11 protein-coding genes are annotated in these 16,595 nt (G+C 48.5%); 1 reads left to right on the top strand and 10 read right to left on the bottom strand.

The features are described from left to right. Positions 1-57: 57 nt before the first annotated feature. Positions 58-1,722, bottom strand: a complete 1,665-nt coding sequence (locus AC3WU2_RS07085) for a glutamine--tRNA ligase/YqeY domain fusion protein (RefSeq protein WP_492452683.1) — start codon at positions 1,720-1,722, stop codon at positions 58-60. A 179-nt stretch (positions 1,723-1,901) separates the two neighbouring features. Here AC3WU2_RS07085 and AC3WU2_RS07080 point away from each other — a divergent pair, with 179 nt between their 5' ends. Then, positions 1,902-4,379, top strand: coding sequence for an Ig-like domain-containing protein (locus AC3WU2_RS07080; protein WP_492452681.1), 2,478 nt, complete (start codon positions 1,902-1,904; stop codon positions 4,377-4,379). Between the two features lie 374 nt (positions 4,380-4,753). Here the strand turns inward: AC3WU2_RS07080 and AC3WU2_RS07075 are convergent, their stop codons facing one another. The 9 genes from AC3WU2_RS07075 to AC3WU2_RS07035 form a co-directional block, all read right to left on the bottom strand. Continuing rightward, positions 4,754-6,430, bottom strand: coding sequence for a glycerol-3-phosphate dehydrogenase/oxidase (locus tag AC3WU2_RS07075; protein ID WP_492452679.1), 1,677 nt, complete (start codon positions 6,428-6,430; stop codon positions 4,754-4,756). A 35-nt stretch (positions 6,431-6,465) separates the two neighbouring features. Next, a complete protein-coding gene (gene glpK / locus AC3WU2_RS07070) occupies positions 6,466-7,962 on the bottom strand; it encodes a glycerol kinase GlpK (protein WP_492452677.1) in 1,497 nt (498 codons plus the stop codon). Positions 7,963-8,148: 186 nt separating this feature from the next. Continuing rightward, a complete protein-coding gene (locus tag AC3WU2_RS07065) occupies positions 8,149-9,576 on the bottom strand; it encodes an ABC transporter substrate-binding protein (RefSeq protein WP_492452675.1) in 1,428 nt (475 codons plus the stop codon). Positions 9,577-9,639: 63 nt separating this feature from the next. After that, positions 9,640-11,061 (bottom strand): ABC transporter substrate-binding protein, encoded by a 1,422-nt coding sequence (locus AC3WU2_RS07060; RefSeq protein WP_492452673.1) that lies wholly within the window; start codon positions 11,059-11,061, stop codon positions 9,640-9,642. A gap of 157 nt (positions 11,062-11,218) precedes the next feature. Further along, on the bottom strand, positions 11,219-12,085 hold the full coding sequence (locus tag AC3WU2_RS07055) for a cation diffusion facilitator family transporter (RefSeq protein WP_492452671.1): 867 nt from the start codon (positions 12,083-12,085) through the stop codon (positions 11,219-11,221). A gap of 399 nt (positions 12,086-12,484) precedes the next feature. Then, positions 12,485-13,258 (bottom strand): 2,4-dienoyl-CoA reductase, encoded by a 774-nt coding sequence (gene fadH / locus AC3WU2_RS07050; protein WP_492452669.1) that lies wholly within the window; start codon positions 13,256-13,258, stop codon positions 12,485-12,487. A 96-nt stretch (positions 13,259-13,354) separates the two neighbouring features. After that, positions 13,355-14,650, bottom strand: coding sequence for an MFS transporter (locus AC3WU2_RS07045; protein WP_492452667.1), 1,296 nt, complete (start codon positions 14,648-14,650; stop codon positions 13,355-13,357). A gap of 110 nt (positions 14,651-14,760) precedes the next feature. After that, a complete protein-coding gene (locus AC3WU2_RS07040) occupies positions 14,761-15,426 on the bottom strand; it encodes a bifunctional 2-keto-4-hydroxyglutarate aldolase/2-keto-3-deoxy-6-phosphogluconate aldolase (protein WP_492452665.1) in 666 nt (221 codons plus the stop codon). 15 nt (positions 15,427-15,441) lie between these two features. Beyond that, positions 15,442-16,404: a sugar kinase gene (locus AC3WU2_RS07035; RefSeq protein WP_492452663.1), complete on the bottom strand. Its 963-nt coding sequence runs from the start codon at positions 16,402-16,404 to the stop codon at positions 15,442-15,444. Positions 16,405-16,595: the final 191 nt, after the last annotated feature.

Genomic DNA, 16,595 nt, shown 5'->3' with positions numbered 1-16,595 from the left:
CTTCCTTCAGCTAAAAGAGGTAAACTAAAAAGTTGGCTTTTACCCTAACTATCTTATTTACTTCTTCACATCAAAAGAACTCTTGAGCGACACAATCAAGTTAAACACGATTTTGTCAGCTGTCGAATCCTTCGGATCCACATTGAAGTATCCATGACGGAAGAACTGGAATTTATCTTGCCCTTTTGCTTCCGACATATTCGCTTCAACGAATCCTTGAACCGTCTCGACCGAATTCGGGTTCAAATTTTCAATGAACGTCTCACCCGTACGCTCTTCTTCCGGTAGAATTAACGGCTCATAAAGGCGGAATTCTGCTGGACGGGCTTGTGTTGCTTCAACCCAATGGATCGTCCCTTTCACTTTACGCCCTGTAAATCCACTGCCGCTCTTCGTCTCTGGATCGTACGTACAATGCAGCTCAATCACATTGCCCTCTGCATCCTTCACCACTTCGTTGCAAGTAATGAAGTACGCGTTCTTCAAGCGAACCTCATTCCCTGGATACAGACGATGATATTTCGCTGGAGGAACCTCCATAAAATCGTCTTGTTCAATATAAATTTCACGTGAGAACGGAATTTGACGATTGCCCATTTCTGGATTCTCCACGTTATTTTCCGCTTCCAGCATTTCGACTTGGCCTTCAGGGTAGTTCGTAATAACGACCTTCAGCGGTCTAACGACAGCCATTGTGCGCGGAGACTTCAGCTTCAGATCTTCACGAATGAAGAAGTCCAGTTGTCTGGAATCCACTTCCCCGTTGCTTCTCGCCACACCGATGCTACGGCAGAATTCACGGATCGACTCTGGTGTATAACCACGACGGCGTAGACCGGAAATCGTCGGCATCCGAGGGTCGTCCCAGCCTACCACATGACCTTCATCCACCAATTGCTTCAAATAACGTTTACTCATAATCGTATTCGTTAAGTTCAAGCGTGCGAACTCATATTGGTGTGGGACATGCTCCATTTCACACTCTGCTACGACCCAATCGTACAATGGACGTTGATCTTCGAATTCCAAAGTACAGATGGAATGCGTTACGCCTTCAATTGCGTCTTCCAGTGGATGCGCATAGGCATACATCGGATAGATGCACCATTTGTCGCCTGTGTTGTGATGTTCCGTATGCGAAATGCGGTAAATGATCGGATCCCGCAGGTTGATGTTCGGGGAGCTCATATCGATTTTGGCGCGCAATACTTTCTCGCCATTCGCGAACTCGCCATTACGCATACGCGTGAACAAATCCAAGTTCTCTTCCACGGAACGTGTACGATAAGGGCTGTCTTTGCCCGGTTCTGTTAGAGAACCGCGATATTCGCGCATTTGCTCGGGCGTCAGATCACAGACGAAGGCTTTGCCTTTCTTGATTAACAATACCGCACGATTGTACATTTCATCGAAATAATTCGACGCGAAGAATAATCCATCCCACTCGAACCCAAGCCATTTCACATCTTCCTTGATGGCTTCTACGTACTCTGTATCCTCTTTCACCGGGTTCGTGTCATCGAAACGCAAATTGGTTTTTCCTTTATACTCATCCGCCAATTCAAAGTTCAGACAGATCGACTTGGCATGTCCAATGTGCAAATAACCGTTCGGTTCCGGAGGAAAACGGGTAATGATCTCTTGGACGCGTCCGCTCTGTAGATCATCACTCACTATATTTTTGATAAAATTTGATGTTGTTGGCTTGTTTTCGTTCTCCATCCTGACCATCCCTTCATCTATTCCATTCCTACATATATTAAATAAATATACCCATTACGGCCCAAGAGTTCAACTCTGACGCAAAATGTTAAAATTACACAAAATGACGATTTGTATCAAATTTTCGTGTTTTCCAGCCGATATAGAAGTATAAAACTCGGATATAGGAGGACAGACGATTGAAACAGCTTAAAGTATTGCTATGTATGATTTTGATGCTCGGGATGGTGAGTTGGGCGAAGCCAGCAGCAGCAGCGGCAGATCCAACGTATCTAGTTAACTTAGTATTATCCAGCACGAAGCTCTCCATTGAGACAGGCAACACGCAGACTGTCAAAGCTACTGCTGTCTATTCGGATGGAAGTTCCAAAGACGTAACGCTAGCTACGACATGGAAGAGTGGAAATGACACAATCGCGACCATTGAGAACGGCGTTATTACCGCTAAAAATGAAGGTACGACCATGATTAGCGCTTCGTACCCAATTGGATCGACGAACCCGCAAGTCAAAACATTAGAAGTCAATATAACCAAAAAAGTAAACTCACTCACTGCTGACCTGCAAAGAGTCAATATTCGTTCGAACATGACGCAAGCAGTTGTACTCACAGCCAACTATTTAAATGGCGAAACAGACAATAAAGCTGCTGACAAAGCGGAATGGACTACAGCGAATAATAAAATCGCGACCGTCTCGAACGGGGTCATTACAGGTCACGATTCAGGAACAACCACAGTTACAGCGAAGTTCGGCAATCAATCCGTGACGATTGAAGTCAACGTTGATGTCGTACGCCGATTGGATACGACAACGCCTGAAGTATCGATGCTGTTGACCGAGAAGACGAAAGATATCGTCGTCAGCGCGACATTTATCGATGGCTCTACAGATAATAATATTTCTAAAAAAGCGACTTGGAAGTCTAGCAATGAGCGAATTGCAGATGTCGTGGACGGGAAGATCAACGTCTATAATCCCGGTCAAGCTACATTGACTGCAGAATACGGCACGAAGACGATCGACATCAAGGTCGATGTGGACCGCACGAGCAAACTCGAGCTCACTCCGCAGAACTTGTACCTAAAAGTAAATGACGTATTCGACGTAAAGCTCGAAGCTACGTATGCACAAACACCAACTGCCCCTGAGAATGTAACTTCAAAGGCCACTTGGACATCAAGCGACGAGAATATCGTCAGTGTATACAAAGGCAAGATAACAGCTCTGAAGACAGGTTCAGCAACCATCAAAGCTAAATACGGGGAAAAAGAAGCAACGATGACGGTAGATGTGGAGGTTCCTCGTCGCTTAGAGGTTAGATTGTCTGACAACTCCCTTATCGAAGATTCAATTGCGATGGATAAGACGAATCCGATCAAGGTTAAGCTACAATCCGTCTTCGCAGATGGTACTCCAGGCGACCTTACAACCAAAGCAACATGGACGTCCAGCAATGAAAATATTGCGATCGTGAGTATGGATAGTGGGTTAGCGAAAATCACGGCATACGGGCAAGGTGAATCCAAAATTACCGCGACCTACAGCGGCAAATCGATTTCCTTTACCGTTAACATTGAAGTACCGCGCAAACTAAAAATCGTTGAAGATATGACAACGCAAGAAGAGATCAAATCCATTTCCCTGGATCCGAAAGGCACAAAAACGTTAATGGCCATCGCTTTGATGGGGAACAGCAATACGGGCACTGAATTGAAAGACAAAGCAGCCGTATGGTCCTCCAGCGATGAGAAGGTTGCAGAGGTAGCCTATGATGCAGTAACAGGCAAAGCAACCGTTACGGCCATGGACAAGGGATCAGCGACGATCACCGTGAAATACGGTACCAAATCAACATCCGTCAAGATCGATGTTGCTAAGTCCGACAAGCTCGAAGCAAATAAGAAATTGATCTACATGAAGATCAACGATACAGCTGATGTTAAACTAACTTCGTGGGATCCAAGTGGTAAAGATAGTGTAGTACTCCCAGATAAAGCAGAATGGAGCTCCAGCAGCGAGAAAATCGCCGTTGTATCCAATGGTACGATTACCGCTCTCTCATCCGGTAAAGCAACGATTACAGCAAAATACGGCGGCAAATCCGTGTCTATCCCTGTAGAGGTAGAAGTTATTCAGAAAATCGAACTATCGAAGAAGTTCTTGTCGATGAAGAGTAAATCAGAAATTCCGAACGCGGATTTATCAGAGAATGTTACGCTCACCGTAACATTCTCTGATGGGAAGACCACGAGGAATGTAGAGAAAGAAGCGGAATGGAAAACAAGTAACTATCGTGTTGTCGATGTGGTTGATGGAAAGATCACACCGATTGGTTTCGGTAAAGCAAAGGTCACAGCGAAATATGGTAACAAGAGCCTTTCACTAGATGTCGAAGTCGATCAGTTGAAGTATTTGAAGACAAATGTTGTTAACCTGTCTTTGAAAGTATCTGATAAGACTGCCACCGTCGAAGCAACTGCTTACTATGCTGACGGTTCAAAACTAGATGTATCCGCAGCAGGCCTTTGGAAGTCTTCCAACATCAAGGTGGCGGACATCATCGATGGCATCATCACTGTGAACGGTAAAGGCAAGACCACCCTCACGGTAACCTACGGCGGCAAGAATACGAAAATTTACTTAGTTGTTCAATAGTAACGCAGGCGAGGGCAATGAAGCCCTCGCCTTTTTTTCGTTCTTTTGACAGCTGGACAGTTGCTACGATGGATTTCATCCAGCATAGCGCCGACATTTCGCGATACCTACGAACCTATCTTGGATTTACTACATGATAGAACGGATAATTAGGGGGTTCAGCGGCATATTCGAGTAAAATTCATGCAGAAATCCATCATAGATCACCACTGGCGGCCATTCCAGCCAAAGTTCGTGCAAATATACAGGATAGAAAGTGTGATGGGGGGTGCGAGCGATGCGAAAGGTGGAGGATGATCTAGGTCGTAACGGAGCACCTAATACAAAAAACAGCCGCCCAGCACACTGCAATCAGCGCACTGGACGGCTGTTCTCTATTCATCTCGACTCGCAGCAGACACCGCTTCCTGCAGCAGCTGCTTGAGCTCCAAGCTATATCTCTCCCGCTCCTCGAAGGACCAATTCAATTGAATGGCCATGTAACGGAGGACGGGTTCGCGCCATTTACGCACCGACTCCACATCGAACAACATCGCTCCTGTACGGCGTATGAAGAAATCAGCTGGCGTCACAGCCATCTCGTACTGGATTGCATAGGATAACTCTGCAAGAAGACCAGGTGGCATATCGTTATAGCGCCGAAGCTCCTTCTGGCATGCAGGCACCAGATCGAATATAACATCTACATTCGCACCATAGCGACGTGCTAATCGTTCGGCCTCCTCCAGCGTCAGACCAAAAGCTCTCCCCTGGTGCGCCCGATCACGCACAAAGGCTTCCCACTGCTTCGAACCTCCGAATTCCCCGCCGGATATCGGCAGCTGCTTCGTCTTACATGGACGTTCTGCCGTATCGAGTCCTGATTCGATCCGTCGCTTAACCACAGCATTTACGACATTCTCAGCCATATGGCGATATCCCGTTAATTTGCCCCCAGCAATGGAGATCAGGCCAGAAGGGGAATGAAATACTTCATCCTTGCGGGATATTTCCGACGGGCTCTTCCCTTCTTGGTGTATGAGCGGCCGAAGCCCTGCCCAGCTGGACTCGACATCTTCCACGGTAAGTTCTAGCGAGGGAAACATGCCGTTCGCTGCTGCGAGCAAATAATCGCGATCCTGTACCGTCATCCGCGGTTTGGTCATGTCCCCGTTGTATTCCGTGTCCGTTGTGCCAATATATGTCTTACCCGCTCTCGGAATTGCAAAGACCATCCGCCCATCTGGTGTATCAAAATAAATCGCCTGGCGCAATGGGAATCGCGATTGATCGAACACAAGGTGGACACCTTTCGTATGATAAATCTTCGATCCCATCCGTGAATGATCCATGGCACGAAGATCATCAACCCAAGGTCCGGCAGCGTTAATTATCGTATGAGCTTGGATCGAGAAGCTCTTATCCGTTATCTTATCCACCGTCTGTACGCCGCACACCTGGCCCTTATCATATTGAAATGCCATTGCCTGCGTATAATTCACCGCATAGGTACCAAGCTCAACAGCCTTCTTCAAGACTTCCATCGTTAATCGCGCATCATCCGTCCGATACTCCACATAGATTCCGCCGCCCCGAAGTCCCTCCGGCTTCAGGAGTGGTTCCTTCTCTAGCGCTTCTTCCCGTGTCAGCATCCGCCGCCGCTCATGCCGCTTCACACCAGCTAGATAATCATAGAATCGAAGACCTAGCGAAGTAGACCATTTCCCGAACGTACCACCTGCATAGAGCGGCAGGAGCATCCACTCCGGCGTTGTTACATGGGGACCATTCTCATAGACAATAGCTCGCTCTTTCCCCACCTCAGCAACAACCTTGACTTCAAGCTGCTTCAAATATCGGAGTCCGCCATGGACCAATTTCGTTGACCGACTGGACGTACCCGCAGCAAAATCCTGCATCTCAATTAGCGCCGTCTTCAGACCGCGTGATGCAGCATCGAGCGCAATCCCTGCACCCGTAATACCACCGCCGATGACGAGTACATCGAAGGTTTGCTGAGCCATCTCTTTAAGCAGTCTTTCGCGCTGATCACTAGACAACGATTTTCCCATTCGGCCCACCACCTTTTCATTGTCATCACATACTGCTAATTTTTGAATATCATCGCCGCTTGAACCGCACGGGTCCACCCGGTATATAGCCGCTCCTGCACTTCCCGCTCCATGGCAGGCATGAAGACATGCTCCTTCTTCCACTGCCCCGCGATTTCACTGCGATCCCGCCAGAATCCAACGGCAAGCCCCGCCAAGTATGCTGCACCAAGGGCAGTCGTCTCCGGGTTCGCACACCGCTCAACGGGAACGCCGAGCATATCACTCTGGAACTGCATCAAGAAATGGTTCTGCACCGCACCACCGTCTACACGCAACGATTTCAGCGTAATCCCCGAATCCTCCTCCATCGCCATTAAGACGTCCTTCGTCTGATAGGCAAGCGATTCGAGGGTCGCACGAATGAAATGCTCTTTCGACGTTCCACGCGTCAGTCCGAATACTGCGCCGCGTGTATCACTGTCCCAGTATGGCGTACCCAGCCCAACGAAGGCTGGAACAACGTACACGCCCTCAGTCGAATCGACACGCCCTGCATACATCTCGGAATCCTTCGCAGACTTGATCATACGAAGCCCGTCACGCAGCCATTGTAATGCAGATCCCGCGACGAAGACGCTGCCCTCCAGCGCATATTCCACACGTCCATCGATCCCCCAAGCGATCGTCGTCAACAGTCCTTTCGCCGAGGCAATCGCCTGCTCACCCGTATTCATCAGCATGAAGCATCCGGTACCGTACGTATTCTTCGCCATGCCCACTTCGTAACAAGCCTGACCGAATAGAGCAGCCTGTTGATCGCCTGCAGCGCCTGCGATGGGAATTCCATGATCGAATAGTAGACCCCCTGCCGTTACCCCATAGACTTCAGACGAGGACCTTACCTCCGGCAGTATGGCTCTTGGTACATCCAAGATCCGCAATAGTTCATCATCCCAACGTAATTCATGGATGTTGTACATTAGTGTCCGTGAAGCATTCGAATAATCCGTCACATGAACACTTCCGCCCGTCAACTTCCAAATGAGCCATGTATCAATCGTTCCGAAGCATAGATCCCCTTGCTCCGCACGTTCCCGCGCTCCTTCGACATGATCCAGTATCCATTTCACTTTTGTTCCAGAGAAATACGGATCGATCAGTAACCCGGTTTTGGCCCGAAATCGATCTTCATGTCCCTCTTCCTTCAGTTGTTCACAAATATCCGCCGTCTGCCGTGATTGCCATACGACTGCAGGATAAATGGGCCTTCCAGTATGCCGATCCCAGACGACCGTCGTCTCGCGCTGATTCGCAATCCCAATGCCGGCAATTTGATCTGGTCTAATATTCGATTTGGCGAGCACAGTCGTCATCACTCCGAGCACAGAGACCCAGATTTCATTCGCATCATGTTCAACCCAACCCGGCTTCGGAAAAAACTGCGTAAATTCCTGCTGCGCCATCTCCACGACATCGCCATTTTGATTCACCAAGACGGCACGAGAGCTGGTCGTCCCTTGATCGAGCGTCAAAATATAGGTTTCTTCCATGAATGACTCCCCCTCATCTTCATCCGTGTGCCAAGTTTTTCCGATCTTTCTACAACCATATTTATTATAGCTTCTAATCGAACCCTCGCACAGAATGTTTGGCGAAAAAAACGAAAGGATCGCGGTACCCTTTAGTTGCGGCACAACGATCCTTTTCAAGGTAGGTTGACATGTATGTAGGAGAAATTACTTCTTAGCTGCTTCCTTCTCTTTCTCTTTTTTCTTCCTCGCTTCATCCTCTTGCCAGCCTTTATCTAAGCCTTCCTGCAATTGCTTCTGGATATTGGCGATAGTCTGCTCCATCGACTGTTTATTATCTAAGAACTGTTTCGTTTGCTCATCAATAACCGTATTCTGCGTCATATAGAAATTACTCGGTACTTGATATTCCTTGGAATTATAGGATGTAAATTTCGGTGTAAGCAGATAGAATGCCGATAGATCATGATTCTCTTTGTCTTTGATAAACTCTTTGCGCGTCGGCAAATTACCCGCCATTTGCCTCGATTGCATACGTGCCATTTCCGGACCGTTAACGAATTTCACGAATTCCCATGCGGCGCGTGTGTTTGCTGATTTTGCATTCACACTCATAATTTCGCTTAAATACATATTGTCTGTCATAGTCGGCTCCGCAGGATTGACGGGTGCTGTGACCACGCCCCATTGGAAAGGCTTGAAATCTTTAATTTGATCCGTAGCACGACTTAATTCATTCATATACCATGAGCCGCCGATGGTCATCGCAGAGCGCCCGACCGTGAACGGATTTCGAGCCAAATAACTTTCCATCGTATCGCCCATCTGAGGCATGTTTCGCTTTTCATCATAAATTACGCCAGATTTGAACGCATTCGTAGCCAGTTGATAGACCTTACGCCAGCTCTCTGCTTCGAACTGAACCTTCTTCCCTTCCTTGTCCACCCAGCGGAGATTCTCCGTACTACCTAGGTTCGTTACAAGTTCGGTAGGCCCTCCCATCCCTTGCATATTGAGACCATAGATTCGATCTTTATCAGACCCACTCGTTGGAAAACGCTGTGCTAATTGCAGCACCTGATCCCACGTCATTTGATTCTTCGGCAGTTCTACGCCATTCTTCTGGAACAAATCTGCATTATAATAGAGCACTTGCGCTCCAAAGGTCGCAGTAAGCCCATACGTTTTGCCGCCTCCCTTATCTTTGAGCATTTGCATGACAGATGGAAGGAAACTCTCCGTATCGAACTTCTCTTGCTTCATAATAGTATCGAGTTCATATAATTTCCCTTCACTTGCTAACTTCTCATACTGATCTGGCTGAAGCATCAATATATCCGGCTGATTCTCCTCGATGAACTTGTACATGGCCTCTTGATAGTCCTCATACGATTTTTCCCTTTCTTGTTGAACCTTATTGGTCGAGATGACCTCGAACTCAACATTCGGATACTTCATGGTGAAGTAATTACCATATTCCCGATAAAAATATTCCTCTTCCCAGAATAAAACCTTCAATTTCACATTCTGCTCTGCATCTAGCGGTTCAAGTGCAAGCTTTTCAGAGCAAGCGGACAATAATAGGGTCAATGCTAGAAGACTGACCAGCAGCAAGCTAAACGTTTTACGCATCATTAACTTCCCTTCTTATCTATTAGCTGACAAATTAACCCTTTAAGTATGTACGTGTATGGCTCTTTACTTTTTAGCTTCCTTCTCTTTCTCTTTTTTCTTCTTCGCCTCGTCCTCTTGCCAACCTTTATCTAGTCCATCCTGCAGCTGCTTCTGGATATTTGCTAGGGTCTGCTCTGCCGACTGCTTATTATCAAGGAATAGATTGGACTGCGTCTCTAGGACTTGATTTTGCGTCATATAGAAATTGCTTGGCACCTTATACTCTTTCGAATTATAGGATGTAAATTTCGGCGTAAGCATGTAGAAGGCTGAGAGATCATGATTCTCTTTATCTTTGATGAAATCCTTGCGCGTCGGCAGGTTTCCGCTCATCTGTCTTGATTGCATACGGGCCATATCTGGACCATTAATGAATTTTACAAATTCCCAGGCAGCGCGCGTGTTCGTCGACTTCGCATTGACAGCCATGATCTGACTCAGATACATGTTATCCGTCACATTCGGATCTGAAGGGCTGACAGGCGCCGTCACGACCCCCCACTCAAAAGGCTTGTAATCCTTTATTTGATCTTTCGCTTGGCTAAGCTGATTAGTATACCAAGAACCGTTCATCGTCATCGCCGCTTTTCCCATCGTGAACGGATTCCGCGCATAGTAGCTCTCCATCGTCTGCGCTTGATTATCTTGCGGTTTCTCGCGGTAGATCGCCCCGGACTTCATGCCTTGCGCTACCAGGTTGAAGGCCTTCTTCCAACTCTCCGATTCTAACTGAATCTTCTTTCCTGATTTATCAACCCATCGTAAGTTCTCTGTTGATCCCACACTCATAAGCAGGTTGGAGAACCCACCATATTCCATGCCCAAGCCATAAATGCGGTCTTTTTCCGCCCCGCTGGTCGGGAACCGCTGCGCCAATTGAAAGAGCTCTTCCCAGGTCATCTGATTCTTCGGCAGTTCTACCCCATTCTTCTGGAATAGATCTACGTTGTAAAAGATAACTTGTGCGCCAAAGGTTGGAGCTAAACCGTAGATTTTGCCGCCGCCCTTATCTTTGAGCATCTGCATCACGGCCGGAATGATATTCTCCGTATCGAACTTCTCTTGCTTGATAATCGTGTCCAGCTCATACAACTTGCCTTCGCTTGCGAATTTCTCATACTGGTCCGGTTGCAGCATCAAAATATCCGGCTGATTCTTCTCAATGAACTTATTCATCGCTTCTTGATAGTCCTCGCCTGATTCAGATACTTCTTTCTCCAATTGATTCTGGGAGATGACTTCAAATTCAACATTCGGATATTTCATCGTAAAATAATTGCCGTATTCCTGATAGAAATAATTCTCTTCCCAGAAAATAACCTTCAACTTCACATTCTGCTCTGCATCTAACGGTTCAAGTGCAGCCTTCTCCCCAGAGCATGCCGCCAATAATAGGGCCATCGTCAGAAGACTGACTAGCATCAAACTATACGTTTTGCGCATCATTAACTTCCTTTCTTCTTTATGAACTGACAAGATTATCCTAATTATATACGAAGAATAGGTAAATTTGCCTTACATTTCCTAAAGATTAGATTAGTTTTTCTTAAAGATTCTTAAAAAACGGCATAGAAAAAAGCAGCCCCATGAAGGACTGCATCTATCAAATCGGCTCAATATGAATATGCACATGCTGGATATTATGCTTCTCTAGCATTTGCCGTTCGATTCGTTCCGTAATCTCGTGGCTCTCTGTCACATTCAGATCATTATCTACCTGCACCGTAGCATCGACGAGCACTTGGTTGCCTAGTAGACGAGCACGGATATCTTTGAGCTGCTCCACACCCGGTGTGGTGATGATCGTCTCTTTGAGCTGCTCCAGCTCCTGTTCGTCGAAACCGTCTGTCAAGGAATGCGCCGTGCCGCGGAAAATCGACCACGCAGTCTTGCAGATAATCAATCCGACCACAATTGCCGCTGCCACATCCAGCCATGGCAAGCCAAGGTTCGTGCCGACGATCCCGACGAATGCACCAATGCCGACCAAGGCATCCGACCGATTGTCTTGCGCTGCTGCCTTCAAAGCTTCGCTGTTTACTTTGTTCGCAAGTCGAAGATTCGAGCGGTATACCACATACATCACAGCCGCACACCCTAGCGCTGTCCATGCGGTAAGCATATTCGGCACCTGACTGCTTCCTGTTGCCAACTTGGTAATCCCTTGATACAGCACCTGAAGCCCTACAGCCATCATGATAAACGAGGCAACTAATGCGGAGAGCGTCTCCGCACGGAAGTGCCCGTAGGGATGATCCTCATCCGGCGGCTTGCGGGAAATCCGTAATCCGATTAATAACGCAATCGATGCGACAATATCGGTACTATTATTTAATCCATCCGCTAGCAGCGCCTCCGAATAGAATAGCCATCCAATAATCAGCTTCACCGCGGCAAGACCCAGATAAGCAATGATACTCGTCCAAGCCCCGCGCTCTCCTTGTTGTAAATCTCGATATGCTTCTGTCACGGGTAACCCTCCACGTCTTCATCAATTCCGGTAGAACTATCGTAACGGATGAAACCCGTGTGGGTCTAGAGAAACAGTGTTGGGTTGTGACTATTAACGTTGACGGGGTCAAAGAAGTTGGTCGAGGGAAATATGACGAGCCTTTGTGGGGTGGGGGAAATCGCCAAAAACATATTGCATGAACACTTCGGTACGGGGGTATCCGATTTCGCCGCTGTTGAATACCGGGAAGCTTTGATTGGACTATAGTAGATGTTTCCCTGTATTCAAAGGCGGACGCTTCGCTCTGCATCGGATACCCCCTTCCCCTCCGTAATGGCAATATGCAGTGATTTCCCCCACCCCAAGAAGGCGTAGGTCATATTTAGAGAGGGAGCAGGTGGAGAAAGAAGAAACCGATCAAATGAACGTCTGCTGCAATGACGCCCCACCGTCCATCGTGTAGCACGCTCCGTTGACATAGGCGCCATCGGGAGAGAGCAAGAACGCTGCGAGGCCCGCGATTTCCTCCGGCGTGCCGAAGCGCCCCACCGGGATGCGATGCTTGAGCTGTTCCCCAGCCTCCACGCTCGAGACCAGACGCTCTGCGCCGCCTGTGCGCTCGATCATGCCGGGTGCGATTGCATTCACGCGGATGCCATAGGCCCGGCCCCATTCTACGGCGAGCGTCCGGGTCATAGCGAGCACGCCTGCCTTCGCGCAGGCGGAATGAATGACGCCTGGTCCGGCATCCCAAGCATAAGTCGCTACCATATTCAAGATAGATCCTACGGTTCCAGTTGCAATCCAGTGCTTACCAACCGCCTGGCTGCAATAGAAGGTGCCGTTCAGCACAATCTGAATGACGGCATTCCAGCCATTGACGCTAAGCAATTCTGCGGGACAGAGAAAGTTGCCTGCTGCATTATTCACTAATGCATCGATCTGACCATAAACTTGCAGCGTCTCCTGCACCATCCGCACCGCGTCTTCAGGCTTCCTGACATCCATCGTTACCGGATGAACGCACCCCTGCCCATCGCTGAACATCGCTATTTCGCGCTGCGCAATTTCTAGCTTCTCCGGCGTACGTCCTGTAATGACAACCGAAGCCCCTAATTGTACGAATCGAGCAGCCATTGCTTTGCCCATACCGCTCGATCCGCCTGTGACGATCACGACCTTCCCGTTCATTCCATCGCCCCCTTGAACGAAATAACTTCAAGAAAAAGGCTGCCGAAACGTCCGTTCGACAGCCTTTCCATGTATTATATGAGCTTCACGAGCGCATCATGTCAGTTCGCGTGCGACCTCTGTTGGACGCGGTGCGTATGAATCTCGAAGCACAGCCCGTCCTAAGATCAGACCCAATAGGAGCATCATGAAGCCCACCAAGGTCGAGAGTCCATACGATTGCATCCACGCCGGCATTTCTCGCAGCATCTCATAGAGCCATCCACCCAAGATCGGACCTAGGAAGGCGGCGAAGCCCGTTAATGCAGAATAGACGGCGATGAACATCGGACGCTCGCTTTTGGGCGTATCCCCAATAATGAAGTTGAAGGACAACTGGTTGAATCCCCCAATCCCGATCCCGAGTAGAGCATGAATCGCGATCAGAACCGCAACAGCCGGAAATACAGAGATGAGGCTCCACAGCATACAAGCCGAAGCAATGATGGGCAGCGTGCAATAAAGCAACCTTTTGTTGCTATATTTCATGTTCAGGTTGCCCCATATGTAGAAGCTGATCATCATGAAGGTCGTCTGAACGACCGTAATGATGGAGATCCAATTGTAGCTGATATGCAGAATATGCAGCATCACATACGAGAACAGCGGCACAATAATGCCTTGCAGGAACAGCCACAATGAAATGAACAGCGCGGCGCGCAGAAACGCCCGATCCTGGAATGGCTTATTCAGCATGGGCAGAAACTCAGTCTCCGTCGACTTGGCGAGCGGAATTTTGGGATAATTGGCAAAAGCGATAATATTGAGCACCGTACAAATCCCGATTGCGATGAACAGTAAATTGAAGCCTTGCTGCCCCGGGAATCGATCCAACGCCTGCCCCCCGATGAACAATACCAAGCTGCCTAGCGCATTCAGCATTGTGTTCCGAATGCCCATGTACCGCCCGCGTATCCCCGCTGGCACCATATCACCGACGAGCGACGTCCAGACGAGACCCGAAATCGCATTCCCAAGGAATGCAATCGAATACATCGTAAGAAACACCGGAATCCAGTATTCACTAGGAAAAATAAACGGGATCAATCCCGTTGCCGCCCAGCCAATCCGATGGATCGCACTGAACGTGACGAGCACCCAATAGCGGTTCGTAATCCGCTGCATCCAGTAAGCGACGAACACTTGAACCACATTGACGATGCTCGCCATCGAGAGCACAAGCCCGATCTGCTGAGATGTTGCACCGAGGTGCAGCAAATACCCTGTTAGGAAAGGTCCTCCTAACAGGGTCAACATAATAATCGCTGGAACGCCTTCCAACGTTAACACCCATAAATTTTTTCGATAATCTGAGAACGATCTTGCATTACGCTTCATGCGTAAGGATTTCATGTGGGTTCAGCACTCCTTGTTAGTCAATACATACATGATGATTGTGATTACCCCTTCATTCTATGGTCTATAGTAGATAAGGTCGATGCGCTGAAATGATCAAATAACGATTATTTCCGCTTCGTTTGCGCATATGCAGCGATATATTGGGCCGCTTTCGCAGCTATGATCGAATAATCGCCTGTTTTCACCGCTTCATTCGTTAGATCAGATCCGATGCCGACAGCGACCGCACCCGCTTCAATCCACTCTCCCAAATTATCCAGCGTTACCCCGCCCGTTGGCATGACATTCGCTTGAGGAAGCGGTCCTTTGATCGCTTTGATCATCGATGGCGAATAGAGGTTGCCCGGGAATAATTTCACCACATCTGCGCCTAATTCGAGCGCTGTCTGGATCTCCTGAATCGTCATCACACCAGGCATCATCGGCACACGATATCGATTGCACAACTTGATCGTTTCACCATTCAGACAAGGCGCAACGACGAACTCGGCACCTGCCAGAATGGTTGCACGCGCCGTCTCTGGATCCAATACCGTGCCAGAGCCGATCACCGCATAATTGTCTGCAGAGGGATCTGCGCTTGAATAACGTTTCGCTAATGTCTCAATGGCTTGCAATGCGAAGGGAACCGTCATCGTAATTTCGATGATCTTGATTCCTCCTTTGATAGCTTGTTCCGCCATGCTTACGACTTCCTCCGGTGAATTCCCGCGCAGTACCGCAACGACACCACCGTCTACGATTTGTTGCACCAATCTCAGTTTTTTCATCTCTTACCTAGCCTCCTAGCGTTCAATATGCTGAATGTTATGCAAGACGGCATTGGCCTCTTCCGCCGTCGGGAGTGCCTCCCAGTCGCCTTCCATCTGAATTACCATCGAGCCGATTAGATTTCCAAGACGTACCGCTTCTAGTAAGGACTCTCCGCGTACAATACCCGCAATAAACCCTGCACAGAATCCATCCCCGGCACCTACCGTATCTACGATGTGTGGTGCGCGGAAATAGGAAATCGCGTGCACTTCACCCGCATCGAGCAGGTACGTGCAATCATCGCCGCCTTTCACCACCGCAACACCTGGCAGCGCTTTCAACCTTGCGATAATGGTATCGAAATCTTCCGTCTGGTAGAGCAGCTTCAATTCGTCTAGGCCTGGTAAGAAATAATCGGCCTGCTCTGCAAGCTCCAGCAGAACCGGTCTCGCTTCGTCAATGCTCCATAACTTCAACCGCAAATTCGGGTCAAAGCAAATCTTAACCCCTTGCGCCTTCGCAATTCGAATCGCTTCTCTCAGCGTATCACGGCACGACTCGCTTAACGCAGCGGTAATCCCGGTAATGTGTAGGATTCGTGCTTGTCCCACATAGGCTGGATCCAAATTCGCAGGCGTCATCCGGCTAGCAGCCGAATCTCGGCGGTAGTAATAAACCGACGATTTACCCGCTACCACCTCACGGAACATGAGTCCCGTTGCTGCGCGGTCGGAGAAATGAACGCGCGATACATCGACGCCTTCACTGCGAAGCGTCTTCGCAATGATTTTGCCGAACGGATCGGCTCCTAAGCTCCCGCACCATCCCACCGTGTGACCCAGCCGAGCAAGACCAATAGCAACATTGCTCTCCGCTCCGCCGAACAACCGCTCGAATTGATTCGAATACGCGATTCCTTTCGTCCCGGCAGGCATGAATAAGGCCATCGATTCCCCGAACGTAACGACGTCGAGCGATCTTTCATTTCGTTCCATGTGGACACCTCATCTTCGATCAGTTCGTGTCTAGCTAGAATTACTGCCTTATAGTATAGCCTACTAGAGTCGATACTTCTATGATGGATTTTCATATCTTTTTGACATATATTCGCTTTTTTCCTTGGTATCGTCTCCCCCCTATCTAAGAAGCCTCCGGGCTCCACATGTATTCGTGGAATCCGAAGGCT

Source organism: Paenibacillus sp. EB106-05-06-XG162 (genome assembly GCF_058791655.1).
The sequence above is the reverse complement of the archived record's forward strand: the minus strand, read 5'-3'. Positions and strand labels throughout refer to the sequence as shown.

Bases quoted from the DNA above. Each gene is read 5' to 3' on its own strand.
- AC3WU2_RS07085 (WP_492452683.1), bottom strand. From the start codon at position 1,722: ATGGAGAACGAAAACAAGCCAACAACATCAAATTTTATCAAAAATATA.
- AC3WU2_RS07075 (WP_492452679.1), bottom strand. From the start codon at position 6,430: ATGGGAAAATCGTTGTCTAGTGATCAGCGCGAAAGACTGCTTAAAGAG.
- glpK (WP_492452677.1), bottom strand. From the start codon at position 7,962: ATGGAAGAAACCTATATTTTGACGCTCGATCAAGGGACGACCAGCTCT.
- AC3WU2_RS07065 (WP_492452675.1), bottom strand. From the start codon at position 9,576: ATGATGCGTAAAACGTTTAGCTTGCTGCTGGTCAGTCTTCTAGCATTG.
- AC3WU2_RS07060 (WP_492452673.1), bottom strand. From the start codon at position 11,061: ATGATGCGCAAAACGTATAGTTTGATGCTAGTCAGTCTTCTGACGATG.
- fadH (WP_492452669.1), bottom strand. From the start codon at position 13,258: ATGAACGGGAAGGTCGTGATCGTCACAGGCGGATCGAGCGGTATGGGC.
- AC3WU2_RS07045 (WP_492452667.1), bottom strand. From the start codon at position 14,650: ATGAAATCCTTACGCATGAAGCGTAATGCAAGATCGTTCTCAGATTAT.
- AC3WU2_RS07040 (WP_492452665.1), bottom strand. From the start codon at position 15,426: ATGAAAAAACTGAGATTGGTGCAACAAATCGTAGACGGTGGTGTCGTT.
- AC3WU2_RS07035 (WP_492452663.1), bottom strand. From the start codon at position 16,404: ATGGAACGAAATGAAAGATCGCTCGACGTCGTTACGTTCGGGGAATCG.